Source organism: Streptococcus sp. NCTC 11567 (genome assembly GCF_902141215.1).
Classification (GTDB): Bacteria; Bacillota; Bacilli; order Lactobacillales; family Streptococcaceae; genus Streptococcus; species Streptococcus dysgalactiae.
The window spans coordinates 1,569,863-1,586,421 of record NZ_LR595857.1 but is presented as its reverse complement, the minus strand read 5'-3'; the positions used below and the strand labels follow the sequence as shown (position 1 = coordinate 1,586,421).

Here is a 16,559-nt window from a genome sequence, read left to right as displayed (position 1 = left end):
ATTCAATGGCAATTGATGTGACGAGTTTATATAATCGTCGTCGTGACAATCGTTGGGATAGGGTGAGTGTTGGTGATTTTTTGGAACGCGTGACTTATAGTTATCCCCATAAAGAGGCTATAGTGGCTTATGAAGGTGCCTATGCCTATCAAGACTTTGCTCGTTTAACCTATCAAGAAGCAGAAAATGCTGCCAATCAATTTGCAAACAGTCTTTTAGCAACTGGTTTGGAAAGAGGAGATCGGGTTTTATTGTATTGTGATAATTCTTCTGAGGCCATGATTGCTAAACTAGGTATTGCCAAAGCTGGACTTGTTGTTGTGCCTGTCAATACCATGGTGGCATTAGATGTCACTGCGCATATTATTGAGTTAACGGAACCGAAATTTGTTCTAGCAGATGCTGAGCATGTTTCTACTATTTCTGGTCTTTTAAACGAAAAAGGCATTGAGATTAATGTCGTCATCCCTCTTGGTGGAGAAGTTTCAAATGACAGTCAAGATTTTAAGGCTTTTTTAGAGCAATCGTCACCTTCAGCACCTGAAATTCGTATTCACGGAGATGATATTTGGGAAATTCTATTTACCTCAGGAACAACAAGCATGCCCAAAGGGGCTATGATTTCACATCACAACACTTACTTCGCTTCCTACAATTATGGAATGAAATTATCCCGAGGTCTTCATCTGGAAACAGACTATAAAGTTGCTAGTTTTCTTCCAGTTATCTATCATGTAGCCGATCAAACGTTACCAGGCTCCGCATTTTTAATGGGAGGTACCTTGCTAATTGGTCGTAAGCAATCTATGGAGGGACTTGCTGACATGATTAGTCGAGAGAAGGTGTCTGCACTATGGGCGGGCTCTTCTGAATCCCTCAGAGACTTGATTGAACATTATCAATCACATGAAACTGTCTATAATTTTAAGAGTCTTACTTCAATTATATATGGCTACACAGCACTAGCACCTCGTTATCATGATACCTTAAAAGCTATCTGTAGTGATCAGGTGCTTATCTGGGGATCCTTTTCTCAGACGGAGGCAATTGCTGGTTTTCGCTTTTTCCACGATCAATTTGCAGAGCATTATTACCAAAATTGTCCTCTGACCAATTACCTAGGAAAGCCTGATCCTAGTTTAGCAGCAGCTTTGATGACGGATGAGGGGGACTTGATTGAGGGACCGGGTAAAACTGGGGAAGTTGTTTATAGATCTCCACAAATGTTTTCGGGTTATTATAAAAATGAAAAAGCTACCGAAGAAGCATTGGCATTCGGATGGTTCCATTCTGGAGACCTCATTCAATTTGATGATCATCATTTAGCAAAAATGGTTGATCGGGATAAGGATATCATTAAGACAGGTGGCGAATCGGTATCCTCAAGTCGTGTTGAGGCCATTTTACGAAGCCATGATGATGTTAGAAATGCAGCTGTCCTAGGATTTCCTAATGATAAGTGGGGAGAAGTTGTTGTTGGCTTTGTAATCAAAAAAGATAATAGCAAGCTAACGGAGTCGGAACTGATTTCCTATGGACGTCAACGGTTAGCTGGATTTGAAACCCCCAAGTCAATTGTTTTTGTTAAGGAATTTCCAGAAACGGTAGCGAGTAAAATTTTAAAATATAAACTAAAAGAAGATTATATGGAAGCCTTTCGAGAAATCCACTAAAAAACAACTAAAAGTCTTCTATAGTTTTGCTAATAATGGTAATATAGGAAGTGATTTTAGATTCCGACATCCTTAAAAAATAATTGATCATCAATGAGATTGAGGATGTCAGGACAATCACGTCATTGATTCAGCGGCTTGGAAGAGGATAATAAGAGAGGGAATTAACATGAAACTGAATGTTTTAGATTATGGATTAATTGATAAGAATAGAACCACCCAAGAAGCATTAGATGAAACCATTGAATTGGCGCAAAAAGCTGAGGCATTAGGCTATCATCGTTTCTGGGTGGCTGAACATCATAATATTGCGGCTTTTGCTATTAGTAGTCCTGAATTAATGATGATGGAATTGGGGATGAAAACGTCTCACATCCGATTAGGATCAGGAGGCATCATGGCCCTTCACTATAGTGCTTACAAGGTTGCAGAAATCATAAAGACCCTAGAAGCAAGATATCCTAATCGTATTGATCTCGGGGTAGGCAATTTTTTAGGTAATCCTTTAGTGCAGTCTGCGATGAAGAGTATTCATACTAAGGATGACTATCCTCAAGTTATTAGAGATTTAGATGCTTACCTGCATCATGATAAAGAAAATCCTCTTCCGATAGCTGTTAATCCCAAAATTGATACGGAACCAGAACTCTGGACTCTCAGTCATAGTGAAGAAACGGCTCAACTAGCGGCAGAATTAGGGTTGGGATATGTATTTGGTATTTTCCCTTATATGCCACTGAATACTATGGAAGAAGCTAAAAAAGTTTCAGCTATTTATCACCAGAACTTTAAGCCGTCATCACAAGGCTCACAACCACATCTTACATTAGCTAGCTTTATTGTCATTGCTGATACTGCTGAAGAGGCAGAAGCCATGGCGAAGACCTTAGATATCTGGATGTTAGGAAATGATAGCTTTAATGAATTCACACAGTATCCCGATACTGACGATGCGTCTGCTTATCCACTCACTCAAGACCAAAAAGAGCTAATAAAAGACAACCGAACAAGAGCTATTATCGGTGATAAGGAAACTGTTAAAAAACAACTGGATGTCTTGATTGAAGCTACTCAAGCGAGTGAAGTCTTGGTTATTCCTTTAGTTCCGGGACTGAAACAACGTATCAGAAGTCTTGAACTCATGGCAGAATTATACCTATAAGTTTGATTAAAGCAGACAAGTCCTAACGATATGATAGAAGTGGGGAAATCCCTTCGTTTCAAACTTCCATTTATCGAAGAGGACATGGGAATAAGTTCGGATAAAAATAATAGCGTTGTGGCTGTCGTGAAACTACAGAAAAAGGAATGCTGACATTCCTTGATTTTAAGTAGTTTTTCAACTATATTAACTTTGTCCCTGCTGACCTTGGAGGGCTGAACAAAAGTCTGAAAAGTGGTAAAAGGGAGTAATGTTATCTGACCTCTCTATGGGAGACACAATAGTTAGAACATTCAACGTAAACGAGAACATTGTCATCAGTGTTCTCGTGTTTTTATGAATAAAGTAACTGCTGAGAAAGCGAGCTGTCATCAGAGGACAACAAGGCTAGTTATCTTTTTGCTTGTTCTGATGTTTTTTTCTAAATTGATACCAATACCATTGATAGTAGGTTTCAACAATCATTATAAGGAATGATAGGATACACGAGATAGTCCCGGTTAGATAAGTTACCACAACTTGTATAGGGATGCAATATAAAATCTAGGACTGCGATTAAAGAGCCTTGAAAATTGAGGTATTTTCGAAAGGTTTCCAAGTGAGTAAATTGTTGGTCAATTAGTTTGAAGGGGTTTAGCAGGGTGTTGTCTCCTTTATTTCCTCTTTGGTCTGATAATTTAAGCAGAATCAGAAAAGGATAAACTGTCTTTGGTGATATGATGCTATGGATTGCTTGTCTTAATCAATTGGGGTATAGCGGATTTAGCAGGAGAATAGGTACTTTTTGAGGAGAAACCATTTCGGGCTGATAAAAAACATGTTAGAATGAGATAACTAAGCATTGGAGACTAGGATAAATAAAAGAGGAGGAGATGTGATGAGCGTAAGCGTTCGTTTGGCGACCTTAGAGGATGCGGAAGCACTCTTAGCTATTTATGCCCCCTATGTGACCGATACTGCGGTCACTTTTGATTATGAAGTACCGGACTTAGAAGCTTTCAAAAAGCGTATGATACAGATAATGGCTTTTTACCCATACTTGGTAGCAGAAGAAGCAGGCTCTATCTTGGGCTATGCTTATGCTAGTGCTTTTCATGCACGAGCGGCCTATGCCTGGTCAGCTGAAGTGACCATCTACCTTGCTATGGAGAATAAGGGAAAAGGGTTTGGCACCAAATTGTATCAAGCGTTAGAAAGGTACTTGACTAAGATGGGTATTTTGAATTGCAATGCCTGTATTGCTAGCACAGCATGTGAATCTCCTTATTTAGCGAACCACAGTCAGCTGTTTCATGAAAAAATGGGTTATCAGCTCGTAGGAAAATTCCACCAAGTGGGTTATAAATTTGACCAATGGTTTGATATGATTTGGATGGAAAAAATGCTGGGTGACCATAACCTGGCTATTACGAAGCCAAAATCCATTCAAGAGGTATTAGTGAATGACAAAAATAATTGCTAGTTTGCAGCCGAGTCAATACTACCTATCAGAAGATAAATTAAGAGCTGTCAGGGATTGGTTAACTAAGGATGAAGCGGTGATGCAGCCTATTATCATTAGGAAAATGGATGGGCAAGATGTGATTTTAGATGGTCATAGTAGAGCTTTTTGTGCTCTAGAGTTAGGCTGGGAAAGGATTCCAGTGATTTATGACGATGCTGATGACTGGCCTTATTATGATGTTTGTGTGTTAGCCTGTCAAGAACGAGGGATTAGCAGTGTGCTAGATTTAAAAGAGGCTATTGTTAATCTGAAAACGTATCAGAATGACTGGATTGGCTTTTGCCAGCAACTAAGTCAAGGTAAAACCGAGTCCCGGAGTAATACTGCTGAGACTGATTTGGAAAAGAGTTAGTCACCTTGAACGGTATGGAATTAGAAAATAATAGATGAAAAGGAATAGGATTTAGAACCTATTCCTTTTTTGAGTATATTGCATTGTCAGGAGTAAAAGAGAGTTTATTCTTTTTGCCAGACTAGGGTCAGGATTTCCGCTTTGCCAAGTTGGTTGGGCGCTGTTTGCTTACTCTCTATTTCTAACAAATTAGTGACCTTGGCTTTGTGATTTGGCAGGCTTAGGCTAAAATCACAAGTTTTATCGTTTGAGAGATTGTAGCTGCGCGTGATAAGGGCATTGTCTGATGGGCGACGTTTGAAAGCCGTTAGAGCGACTTGATCGTCTGCCCCAGTGACATAGCTATGCTCTGCTCTTAAGCTTCCCTTATGATGGCTGGTTTGTTCGACTAGGATAGGAACTTGGCCTTCTTGTGCCCGCCAATAGCTGGCAAATTGTGTTTGCTTAGTGATGCTTTCAAAACTATAAGATAGGCTGTGTTTGCCGAGGCATTGGGCTTCAGGAGTAGGGAAATACCCCCAGTCGCCCATTTCACCAACAGAACGTAAGAGAGTGATGGCAATGGTGTTGGTATCTGGTAAGATCTCATATTCGTTGAGGCCGTAGTTACCAATAGTGACCCCCTTTTCACCATCAAAGAGACTCACAAAGCATTCTTGGTGCTGTGGATTACTTGGATTCTTCCAAAAGGCAGCATTTGGATGATTTGGACGTTTGACAGTTTCAAAAATACTGTCAGCTAGGTGATAGTCTGTCTTAAGGTGCGTTGGGAATAAGACGCGCAAGCGATGATTAGTCATTTGGTTATCAAAACTTGTGGTGAATTGGAGGCGAGGATTGTTTTTCTCCATGCGGATAAGGGTTGTTAAGGTCAGTTCAGCTTTTTCTTGTGAACGTCCTGATTGGCGTTCCGTGATGTCAATGACAGCCTCCATTTCAGCCTGTAAGAGCTTATCTGCGGAGACAGGAATGGCAAAGGTTTGCTGGATTTCAAGTTCAGCAACTTGAGCGGTGTTGCTAATGATCTTAAGCTTGGTGGTCCCTTGGTCCGCATAGAAAGGTTGGTCATGATTTGGCTGGCGGGAAATGTATTCATTTCCAATATCGCCACAATCTTCAAACCGTAGGAGATCTTGATAGCTCACCCCTGACTGTTTATCGGTGATGGTTAGACGGCCATCGGTTTGTATCATAACTTTTAGAAACTCATTTTCAAGGCACTGATTACTATCGTCGTAGAGTGGGACCGTTGCTGAAGGAGCTGTCTCGTTTCCTAGTTGTAATGCTAAGGCTTTCCAAGACATGGCAGGGAGAGTTATTGGTAGCCGTAATCTCACTTTGATGGCGAAATAAGGTTCTCGGAAGGTTCTCTTGGGCAAATCGTAGTCAAAGGCGATGCTTGTGTCCAAAATGTCTGCTTCTGAGATAGTGTTTCCTGATACATCAATGACTTGGAAAGATTGGGAGAGTCCTGCCAAATACTCTTGAGCTTCTTGGTAAACCTCTTTAGGAAAGCGTTGGCCAAAATGATATTTTTTCCAGGTCAGGCTGAGCTCAGCAACACTTGTTTTGGAATGACCACTGGTATTAAATAAGACGAAGGGTTGGCTATCCATTGGAAAATCCCTGGTATCAATGGCGTCAGCAATTTGCTTAGCAGCTTCTTTTGCTAGATAGTGTCCGACTTCATAGGCTTTTTCAAAGCGCGTCATCATTTCCCGATGAACGCTATCAACACTACAACCACAGATAGAATCATGAGGGTGATTTTGCATGAGGGTTTTCCAAGCGTAACGCAGTTGGTCGTGAGGGTAGGTACCTGTTACATCATAAGCCATTGTTGCTAAGGGTTCGGTGATGTTTTCGAGTTGACGAGAGACTCTGGTATTAGCCTGTTTGAGGTAAATGCGAGCAGAAGCCGTGTTAGCTAGGGTATACCAGCCATCTGTCTCTTGACTGGTAATCTCTCCTTGGACGGTTGAAAGGTTATCTGGTAAATCATTTGCGAGATCAGACAAGTAATCTTCAAAGCAGGAATGCACAAATTCGTAATCAGGATAGAGTTGGTTGGCTAAGGCGATTGCCTTGGTGACATCAAGTTGTACGGGTTGATGATCACACCCGTTCATCATCAGAAGGTGCTTGGTCGAGGCAAAGCGTTCAGCGTCAGCAAGTTTTTTATCCCAAAAAAGACGCGCCTCAGCTTCTGTTGTCGGTATCTCATTGCCATTGCTGTACCAGTTGGCGAAAAGGAGTCCAAGAATACGACTGTTATCTGGGCCTTGCCAACTGATTTCAGAGAATTGGGAGCTGTATTTTTCACTGGTATCTACTTGATTGTTAAATCCAGTTGGACGAATGCCACGACCAAAGGCAGCAGCTTGTAGGCCGGCTTTTAACATCAGCTGTGGTGTTTGTCCCATATTTCCAAAGGTATCTGGAAAATAACCAAGTGGCACACTAGCGCCCCATTTGTCACAACCCTCCTTGCCAATGAGCATATTGCGCACATTGGACTCGCTGCTGGTCAAAAAATCGTCCTGTAAGATATAGAAAGGTCCGATACGGAGTTTTCCCGAAGCAATGGCTTGTCTAATCTCAGGTTCTCGTTCGGGGCGTACTTGCAAATAATCATCTAGGATAATGGTTTGACCATCCAAATGAAAACTATGAAAATCAGGATCCGTTTGAAAAACTTCTAACAGGTCATCTATTAAGTTAATCAGACGCATGTGGTGTTGTTCGTAAGCCATGTACCACTCGCGATCCCAGTGACTGTGTGAAATAATATGTACTTTTTTAGTTGCCATAGTGGCCTCACTTTCTAAGGAGCAATGCTAAAGCCAAGATAGTCAAGAAGTAGTTCACAGAACATCATGTTAGCCCAAGAGAACCACTCACGAGTGTATTGATAAGGATCATTGACATCGAAACCCTCGTGCATTAAGTGGGTACCAGCATCTGTTGCCACAAGCAAATCAAGCATCTCTTTTTTACTGTCTTGGTCAAGAGCGGTCAATCCTTGTAAGGCAAGGGCGATATGCCAGATATAATTTTCTGGTGTATGGGAAGAACCGATGCCTGCTGCTGCATTTCCCTGATAATAATAAGGATTTTCTTGGCTGAGAATGGTGCGGCGCGTTGCCAGATAGATAGGGTCATCTTTAGCGCAAAAACCAAGGTAAGGTGCAGCGAGGAGGCTTGGAATATTAGCATCATCCATGATGGAAAACTGTCCCAGACCATCCACTTCATAAGCGTAAATGGTTTCTCCCTTGCTGTTTTGAACAAGGGCATGGTCTGCAATACCTGATTGAATAGCTTCTTTCAGTTGCTTGGCACGAGTAGCTACTGGTTCATTGTGAAAAAGGTTGTTATATAAATTTTCTAGATAGGAAAGCACAACCACTGCAAACATATTTGAAGGAATGAGGTAACCATATTGACAAGCATCATCACTTGGTCTAAAGCCTGACCAGGTCATCCCTGTTGGTGCGACAGGACTTCCTTTTCCAGCATGTGTTAGGGTATCTTCTTTGCGCCAAGTATCGCGTTCAAACAAGTAAGGAGACTGGGAGTGATCTTGCTCAACTGTCCATAGGTCAAGAATGAGTTCTACCCCACGATGAAAATCGTCATTAAACTGATCGGTGCTTCCTGTTTCACGATAGAGCAAGTAAGCCAGTTGAATAGGGTAGCAGAGGGAATCAATCTCATATTTGCGTTCCCAAATCCAAGGGTTCATTTGGGTACGATCTGTTTGGTGTCCTTTTCCGTTAGCTTCTTCGTTGAAGGCATTGGCATAGGGATCGATACAAATGTAGCGGAATTGGCGTTTGACCAAGCCGGCAATAATCTTTCTAATTTCTTCATCTTCCTTGGCGAGGAAGAGGTAAGGTTTCATTTGCGCAGTGGAATCACGTAACCACATGGCAGGAATATCGCCAGTTAAAAGGAAGCTAGTGCCATCTTCGTAGGTTTTTAGGGTTGTCTCTAAGGTATTGGCAAAGCTGGTTTTGAAATTAAGAGCCCAATCAGGGTGTTGGTCTCCGCAAAGGGTCTCCACCTTGGCCATAAATTGCTTTACACTAGTTGGAATTGGTCTTGTCATGTCATATCCTCCAAATGATATATCATTTATCTTCGGTTTCATTATAAATGATAAGTTAAACTTTGTCTATAAGTTTTTGAAAAGGTTTACAATTCTTTTTTGACATGATATACTGATAGCAGGAGTAAAGAATGACAGAATTATTATACAAAAAGATATATCATTTCATTAAAGAGCAGATAGCATCAGGTCGTTTGCAAATTGGTGACCGCCTACCTACTGAAAAAGAATTGTCAGAACAGTTCTCGGTTAGCCGTATCACTTCTAAGCGAGCGCTTGTAGAACTGGAGCAAGAAGGCTTGATTACGAGAAGTCGTGGGAAAGGAAGCTTCGTAGCTAAAAAGCAAGTGACGTCCCCTGAAGCGAATAAGGATTTATTGTTGATTCTTCCTTTTGCTTCTGATTATGAATTGGGAGATTATGCCAAAGGCATTATGACTTATATTGCTGAAACAGGTTACCGTCTCATGGTTCAATTGGCCAGTACGGTAAGGCTAGACACCCTATCAGACTATGCTGGTATTATTTATTACCCAGAAGATGTCAATCACAGTATTGATTTCCTGTTTTACTGCGACCATCATCACATTCCTCTAGTCTTGTTGGATAAATCTCTAGATCTTTTTCAGTTTCCGGCTGTTGTAGCGGATAATAAAGGCGGTGCCTGTCAATTGACTCAGCACTTGATTGAGCAAGGCTGTGACCAGATTAGTTTTGTGGCAACAGGCTCTTTTGGAGAAGTATCATCTGTTAGAGACCGTTATTTGGGTTACTTAGCGGCAATGGCAGAAACTTCTTTGCCATCCTCGTATTTTCCCAAGGAAAAAGCTGAAACCTCTGATGCTTATCTGAACCGCTTAGTGACCGTTTTATCGGAGATGACAGGCTCTAAGACAGGCCTGGTAGTGGAAAATGATTGGTTGGCTATTCAGCTGATTCAAAAAAGCATACAGGCGGGCTTATCTATTCCTGATCAAGTTGCTATTGTAGGTTTTGATAATAGTCAAGCCTCCCGTTTGTTGAATCCCAAATTAAGCACAGCAGCTCAAGATTTTTACCAAATGGGGCAAGAGGCAGCAAGATTACTACTGCAAAAAATTGAAAGCCCTCAGAAAGTTGTAACTTCTTGCCAGTTACCTGTCCAGTTATTTATTAGAGAAAGTAGTCACTAAAAAAGACGTTAATAGCATGAGCCGTTTAGCTCAGGTAAAGGAGACCAGAAATGACCATTTATCACGCCTTAAGGGATTATCAAGAAGTCATGACAAGAGGAGACTATCTTGTCTTTGACATGCCGTTGACATGCCGATTTGTCGGTCGTTTTTTCCGTTTTGAAAATCAAACGGCCATGTTACCAGAATTGGCAACGTCAAAGTATTTTCAGTGGATTGAAGAAGGCCAAGCAGAGTTGACCGTTAAACATTTCTTTAACCGTCAGCTGGATAAGGATGCCTTTACCCTGAAGGTTTCAGAAGATAAGGAAATTATTATTGAAAGCCAAAACCTTAGAGGTTTTCGTTACGCCCAAGAAGCTTTGCTTAAAGTGATGACTTTCAAAGGGGATAAACTTTATTTACCGATTGTATCTGTCAAGCATAGTCCTTCTTTTGCTATGCGGGGGATAATTGAAGGCTTTTACGGAACACCGTGGACACGAGAAGAGCGGTTAGATTGCCTACGTTTCATTGGACGTAAAAGGATGAATACTTACATGTATGCTCCGAAAGATGATGATTACCAGCGAAAACAATGGCGAGACCTCTATCCTGAGGATTGGGTGACTTATTTCAAAGAGCTACTTGCAGTAGCCAAGGAAGAAGGGATTGATTTTTGGTATATGATTAGTCCGGGACTTGATTTTGATTATACCAAGGAAGAAGATTACCAATTACTTTATCAAAAATTGCAACAACTTCTAGCGTTAGGTGTTTGTCATTTTGGGCTTTTGCTGGATGATATTGACTACCAAATTGTAGATGCTGTTGAGAGACGATTCAAAAAGACTGCCTATGCCCAGGCCCACTTGGCAACTGAGGTTCATCACTTTTTAAACCAACAACATGCGGCGCCAGAATTGGTGATCTGTCCGACAGAATACGACAACCACCATGATTCTATCTATTTGCAAGAGCTGTCAGAAAGGATTCCTAAAGAAATCGCCTTTTTCTGGACAGGCCCAAGCACGCTAGCGAGTCAAATCTCGCAAGCAGATATTGAAACTATGGCAGCAGTATATCAACGGCCTATCATTATTTGGGACAATATTCCTGTTAATGATTATCAAAAAGATCCAGAACGTCTCTTTTTAACCCCTTTTGCTAATCGCTCGCCATTTTTATGCCAGCCAGACTATCAGGTCAAGGGGATTGTTTCTAACCCTATGATTAGTTGGGAATTATCTAAGCTGACCTTGACAGACATGAGCCATTATCTGTGGGATGCTAACCGTTATCAGCCTAGTAACTCTTGGCTAGAAACCTTAACAGACTATACAGGAGATGCTGAATTAGCCTTAGCTTTACAGGCATTTGCTTGGCATAATGGCAATCGTCATCTGCACAGGGACCTTCCTTTTGAAGTGGAAGAAGCTCTCCTGGCTAAGGATGTATCAACGTTATCAGCTTGGGTAGATGAATTGGTCGAACGTGTCAATACCTTGAGAAAGCTAGATAAGCCAGCGTTTCAACAAGCTATTGCTCCTTGGTTTGAACGGGTGGCAAAAGATCAGGTGTTTTGGCAGGCTATGTTAAATCAGGAGCCTCAGTTGGAAACACTTTATGCCGATGTGCAAGAACATAACTACCGTATTGGAAGTGACATTCCAAGTCGTTACTATCGCATCTACTACCAACAGCAAGATAAACTAACAGCTAATCAAGGTCAAGTTACCCAAGCAAGACCTGAAGATTATGCTTAGTCATACGAGCTAGAAAGGAATGATATGTTAGCATTTCCAAAAGAGTTTTGGTGGGGAGGAGCCACTTCAGGCCCTCAAAGTGAGGGGCGTTTTGCTAAGCAGCACCGCAATCTCTTTGATTATTGGTATGAAGAGGAGCCTGACTTGTTTTACGATTACGTGGGACCTGATACGGCTTCGGATGCCTATCATCAGATTGAATCTGATTTGACCTTGTTAGCTTCACTAGGTCACAATTCCTACCGTACATCTATTCAGTGGACACGTTTGATTGATGACTTTGAGCAAGCGACGATTAATCCCGATGGGCTTGCTTATTATAATCGAGTGATTGATGCTTGCTTGGCCAATGGTATCCGTCCTGTTATTAATTTGCATCATTTTGACTTGCCAATTGCCCTCTATCAACAATATGGTGGCTGGGAGTCCAAGCATGTTGTGGACTTATTTGTCGCCTTTAGTAAGGTTTGTTTTCAAGAATTCGGTGATCGGGTTAAGGATTGGTTTGTCCACAATGAACCTATGGTCGTTGTGGAAGGCTCTTACTTAATGCAATTTCATTACCCTGCTATCGTGGATGGGAAAAAAGCAGTGCAGGTCGCCTATAATCTAGCCCTAGCCACAGCCAAGGTTATTCAAGCTTACAGGCAAGGTCCAGCAGAACTTAGTGATGGGCGTATTGGAACTATTCTCAATCTGACGCCAGCCTACCCAGCTAGTCAATCAGAAGCGGACATGGCTGCTGCGGATTTTGCAGAACTTTGGAACAATGACTTGTTTATGGAAGCTGCTGTTCATGGGAAATTCCCAGAAGAATTGGTTGCGGTATTGAAAAAAGATGGGGTTTTGTGGCAATCAACGCCAGAAGAATTGGCTCTTATTGCTGAGAATAGAGTGGATTATTTGGGATTGAATTTTTACCATCCTAAGCGCGTGAAGGCTCCGGATGTCATTCCAGTGATTAGCCCATCTTGGAGTCCTGAATGGTATTATGACCCCTACCTGATGCCTGGCCGCCGCATGAACGTGGATAAGGGGTGGGAGATCTATCCTGAGGCTGTCTATGATATTGCCATCAAGATGCGTGACCATTACGACAATATTCCTTGGTTCTTATCTGAAAATGGTGTAGGGATTTCAGGAGAAGACCGTTACCGTGATGAAACTGGCCAGATTCAAGATGATTATCGCATCCAATTTTTGAAAGAACATTTAACCTATCTCCACAAAGGAATAGAAGCAGGTTCTAATTGTTTTGGTTACCATGTATGGACACCAATTGATGGCTGGTCTTGGCTCAATGCCTACAAAAACCGCTATGGCCTTGTGGAAAATAATATCCATACCCAAGTGCGACGTCCTAAAGCTTCAGCTTATTGGTTCAAGGAAGTGGCTAATCATAATCGCTTAACTTAAACCAAACGTGAACTGATAAGGATCCTGTCATATCATTTAGACCTTTATAGAAAAGATGTATCTTGTGAATAGTAACAACTAGAGAGTAAATGAAGAATTCGTTACGGCGAACTGTCTTCCTTACTCTTTTTTATTGCTGTTAATTGGAGAAATAGAGTCTATTTTATGATTGAAACTTTAGCGCAAGAACCTTTTGAAATTTAGCTATCAGAACGACAAAATTTATGATAAAATAGAGACTACGATTAAAATAAAAAAGTCAACATGAAAAAATAATGATAGCTGACAGGGAAAATGACTTCAGATTTATTGACAAAGAATCGTTTGTTTAGGCTCATAGACGATGTCATAACCTTAAACATAAGACCGAAGAAAGGAGGATGAGGAATGATTATTGAGTTTCTTCAATTTTTAAGCTTTATCTTTTTAGATATTATTGAAATAATGTTACTGCTAACATTATTTAGTAGGATTAGTACCATTAGCGTTCCCTTCAAAAGAATTTTTTACTTATCACTTGGTATTATTACCATTGAAGCAATATTTTTGACATTTTCTACGGATAATTTGAGTATAGATATTGTCTCTGTAGGGCGCCTCATTTTCTTTTTAGGCATAGCTTTTTATTATGGTAAGTCACGAACAAATCTGCTGCTACCATTTTATGCTCTCTTTACCTTTATCGCTCCCAATCTCTTTTTACGGTTTATTGGTTTATTGGTTTATTTGTGATTCCTTTGTTGAACCTAACGCCTGATAAAGCTGCTGCTAATTATTTTTTGGTTTATGGTTTAGTGTATGTTGGTATCTTCTTAACTTATACTATGATAAAGCTTCTGAGATACAACTTTAATCATTGGAAAACTAAACTTCAATCTTTAGGTTATCGATGCTTGTTAGTGGTGACAACCCTTTCGATGCTTGCTTATTATAGCTTGCTTGATATTTCCTACATAGGGGTGACCAGTCAAACATTAAAGCAATGGATTGTGCTTGGGTATCTCTTCTTACTGTTTGTTTTAGTGACTATTTTAGACCGCTGGGCCAAACGAACAGTGACTAAAAATGCACTTTTTTAAGGATGACTAACCATTACGTCCCAGTTTGATGTTCGTAATGGTTTTTGATTGTCTTAATCAGATATTACTGCTTAAGACTGGTTGTGAGAGTTAACTAACATCTTTTTGATACTTAAACAAATTCCCCACTTGGTTAATCACTGAGTGGGGAATTTGTTTAGATGAACTTATTAAGTGGTTAGGGAATAAGGGAGGTCAGAAGAGCTATAATGGTGATGAGGAGGAACAAGACCTAGTTGAAAATCCAGCTGGCAGCCTTGGATAAGGTCTTCATGAGTTAAGTAGAGTTTATGGTAAGCTTGCTGATTATAATCGACGTGATTGACAAACTGATATTGAGGAACATTTCCCTTGCAGTTAATAGTGATGTGTTTGCCATTTGGAAGACAAAGGCAGGCCTTGTCAAGATTTGGAATACCAATAAGATATTGTCCTGTTCCAGGAGTGACTGGGTAAAAACCAAGGTTATTGAGAATATACCAAGAACTCATGCTACCATTGTCTTCGTCTCCAGGATAGCCATCATTAGGAAAAGCATGGTTGAGCAAATTCTTTAAGATAAGTTGTCCGTAGTATGGTTGGCCGATGTAATGATAAAGGTATGGCAAATGAAAACTAGGTTGGTTAGAAATAGCGATTTGCCCAAAATCAAGGGCTGCTAATTCGCTCATTTCATGAATTTCAAAACCATAGCCATGCACTTGAAATTGCGGATCCTGATTACAGAGGTTCTCCAAGCGTTTGGCGAAAACATCATTGCCTCCAATCAATCGAATATACCCCAAAATATCATGGTAACAGGCAAAGCTGTTTTGGTAACTGGAGCCTTCGGTATAATCTTCTCCCCAGTTAAGAGAATCAAAATTTTGACGCAAATGTCCTTTAGCGTCTTTACTTCTGAGAAAACCACTGGTTTTATCAACCAGCTGACGGTAGTTAAGGGAGCGGAAATGGTAACTAGCTTTTAGCTCTGCCTTTCCTAAAGTGCCCGCCACTTGGCCAATGCAAAAATCGCTGTAGGCATAATCTTGGGTTTGGTTAACACTTTCATGATAATGGTTAGGGATATAACCTCGTTCTTGGTAGTCATCTGCTCCCAAACGACCAAATTTGGGATTATCGCTTTGCTTATTGGCAGTATCCAGCATGGCTTCTAACAGGGCAGGCATCAATTGGGTTCCGATACCTTTTACGGCAGCATCTGCGATAACGGCATCCACTAGAGTTCCAGGCATCATACCGCGTTCATCAGGAGAGAGCCATTTAGGGAGAAAGCCCGTGTCTTTATAGCTGCTTAGCAGTCCTTCTAGAATATCTTCATAAACTTCAGGGGCAATCAATGATAGTAAGGGGTAAAGAGACTTGTAAGTATCCCAAAAGCCATTATTGGTATAGCATTTACCATTGACGACCTTCTTGGATAAAGTATTGTAATGAATAGGGTCTCCCTTGTCATCTTTTTCGTACCACCTTTGTGGAAATAGCAGCGCTCGGTAAAAATGGTGGTAAAAGGACTTGACCTTATCAAAATCTCTGTCTTCAACGGCGATACGGTCTAGAAAATGAGTCCACTGGGCACGATTTTTGACGAAGGAAGTTTCAAAATCTTGTGGAAATTCTCTTTGCCAATTAAGAGCAGCCTGCTTAAAACTAATAAAGGATGTGGCGGCAGTGACGTCTAAGTGTTTGAGGGTCTCATCAAACTGGAGGTAGGTAAAGGAGGTTTTTGTTTTATCGTCTAAAGAAACGTGTTTCAATTGCTCACCTATGTATTTGTGGGTGACAGGATGGCTAAATTGCAAATGAACATACATACAAAGGTCTTTGTCATGGCAATCAGACACGTTTTGAACACAACCCAGTAGGGTCTTGCCATCTGCTGTTACTTGCCAAAAACTGTTACCAGGGTTGTGGATAATCAGCCCTGCCCTGCCATTCTCAAAAGAAAAGTCACAGTGAAAACCATACATGGAGGCTGTTGCCCGACTAAGAATGCGATGTCTCTGGCTAAATACTTCAATAAGATGTGGTTGAAAACGGGCTTCTTTTGGTCGGTAAGAGGTTTGGTTATGAAAAACATCCCCTTTGATGACTGGGCCACTAACGGGGAGTAGGGTCATGGTGGCAAAATCCCCCATCCATGGGCTAGGCTGATGGGTCAATCGAATGCCTGTAAAGGTATGGTCGTCAGGGTGAAACCACCAAGCGCCACGGTCTTGGTGACTTTCCACCGCTAAATAGTTCATGCCAAAAGGGACCCCAGTCAGAGGTAGGCAATTGCCTTGTGAAAAGGCGTATTGGTTGGCGGTGCCAAAGCGCGTGTCGATAAAGTCTAAACGATCCAT

Annotated in this window: 12 protein-coding genes; 9 read left to right on the top strand and 3 right to left on the bottom strand. The window is 41.1% G+C overall.

Translation table 11 applies throughout. The features are described 5' to 3' along the window. Window positions 1-5 precede the first annotated feature (5 nt). From FQT67_RS07845 to FQT67_RS07830, 4 genes are all read left to right on the top strand, one after another. Complete coding sequence (locus FQT67_RS07845; protein WP_143936412.1) at window positions 6-1,673, top strand: AMP-binding protein; 1,668 nt, start codon at window positions 6-8, stop codon at window positions 1,671-1,673. A 169-nt stretch (window positions 1,674-1,842) separates the two neighbouring features. Next, complete coding sequence (locus tag FQT67_RS07840; protein ID WP_046177049.1) at window positions 1,843-2,835, top strand: LLM class flavin-dependent oxidoreductase; 993 nt, start codon at window positions 1,843-1,845, stop codon at window positions 2,833-2,835. Between the two features lie 877 nt (window positions 2,836-3,712). Continuing rightward, window positions 3,713-4,297, top strand: a complete 585-nt coding sequence (locus tag FQT67_RS07835; RefSeq protein ID WP_046177048.1) for a GNAT family N-acetyltransferase — start codon at window positions 3,713-3,715, stop codon at window positions 4,295-4,297. Further along, window positions 4,278-4,691, top strand: coding sequence for a ParB/RepB/Spo0J family partition protein (locus tag FQT67_RS07830; RefSeq protein WP_003062260.1), 414 nt, complete (start codon window positions 4,278-4,280; stop codon window positions 4,689-4,691). The genes FQT67_RS07835 and FQT67_RS07830 overlap by 20 nt, the downstream gene beginning before the upstream one ends. Before the next feature lie 104 nt (window positions 4,692-4,795). Here FQT67_RS07830 and FQT67_RS07825 read toward each other — a convergent pair whose 3' ends face one another. Together FQT67_RS07825 and FQT67_RS07820 are read right to left on the bottom strand one after the other, a co-directional pair. After that, on the bottom strand, window positions 4,796-7,501 hold the full coding sequence (locus FQT67_RS07825) for an alpha-mannosidase (protein ID WP_046177047.1): 2,706 nt from the start codon (window positions 7,499-7,501) through the stop codon (window positions 4,796-4,798). A gap of 14 nt (window positions 7,502-7,515) precedes the next feature. Next, the gene (locus tag FQT67_RS07820) at window positions 7,516-8,802 is read right to left on the bottom strand and encodes a glycoside hydrolase family 125 protein (protein WP_022555019.1); all 1,287 of its coding nucleotides are present in this window, start codon (window positions 8,800-8,802) and stop codon (window positions 7,516-7,518) included. A gap of 131 nt (window positions 8,803-8,933) precedes the next feature. Between FQT67_RS07820 and FQT67_RS07815 the strand changes: the two genes are divergently transcribed. The 5 genes from FQT67_RS07815 to FQT67_RS10965 all read left to right on the top strand — a co-directional run bounded on the left by FQT67_RS07815 (window position 8,934) and on the right by FQT67_RS10965 (window position 14,214). After that, window positions 8,934-9,974 (top strand): GntR family transcriptional regulator, encoded by a 1,041-nt coding sequence (locus tag FQT67_RS07815; RefSeq protein WP_046177046.1) that lies wholly within the window; start codon window positions 8,934-8,936, stop codon window positions 9,972-9,974. Between the two features lie 50 nt (window positions 9,975-10,024). Next, complete coding sequence (locus FQT67_RS07810) at window positions 10,025-11,719, top strand: beta-N-acetylglucosaminidase (protein ID WP_046177045.1); 1,695 nt, start codon at window positions 10,025-10,027, stop codon at window positions 11,717-11,719. Window positions 11,720-11,743: 24 nt separating this feature from the next. Further along, window positions 11,744-13,135, top strand: coding sequence for a glycoside hydrolase family 1 protein (locus FQT67_RS07805; RefSeq protein WP_046177044.1), 1,392 nt, complete (start codon window positions 11,744-11,746; stop codon window positions 13,133-13,135). Between the two features lie 387 nt (window positions 13,136-13,522). Further along, window positions 13,523-13,867: a hypothetical protein gene (locus FQT67_RS10970; RefSeq protein WP_261308904.1), complete on the top strand. Its 345-nt coding sequence runs from the start codon at window positions 13,523-13,525 to the stop codon at window positions 13,865-13,867. Further along, a complete protein-coding gene (locus tag FQT67_RS10965) occupies window positions 13,864-14,214 on the top strand; it encodes a hypothetical protein (protein WP_261308903.1) in 351 nt (116 codons plus the stop codon). The genes FQT67_RS10970 and FQT67_RS10965 overlap by 4 nt, the downstream gene beginning before the upstream one ends. Window positions 14,215-14,384: 170 nt before the next feature. Here the strand turns inward: FQT67_RS10965 and FQT67_RS07795 are convergent, their stop codons facing one another. Further along, on the bottom strand, window positions 14,385-16,559 hold the full coding sequence (locus tag FQT67_RS07795; protein ID WP_046177043.1) for a GH92 family glycosyl hydrolase: 2,175 nt from the start codon (window positions 16,557-16,559) through the stop codon (window positions 14,385-14,387).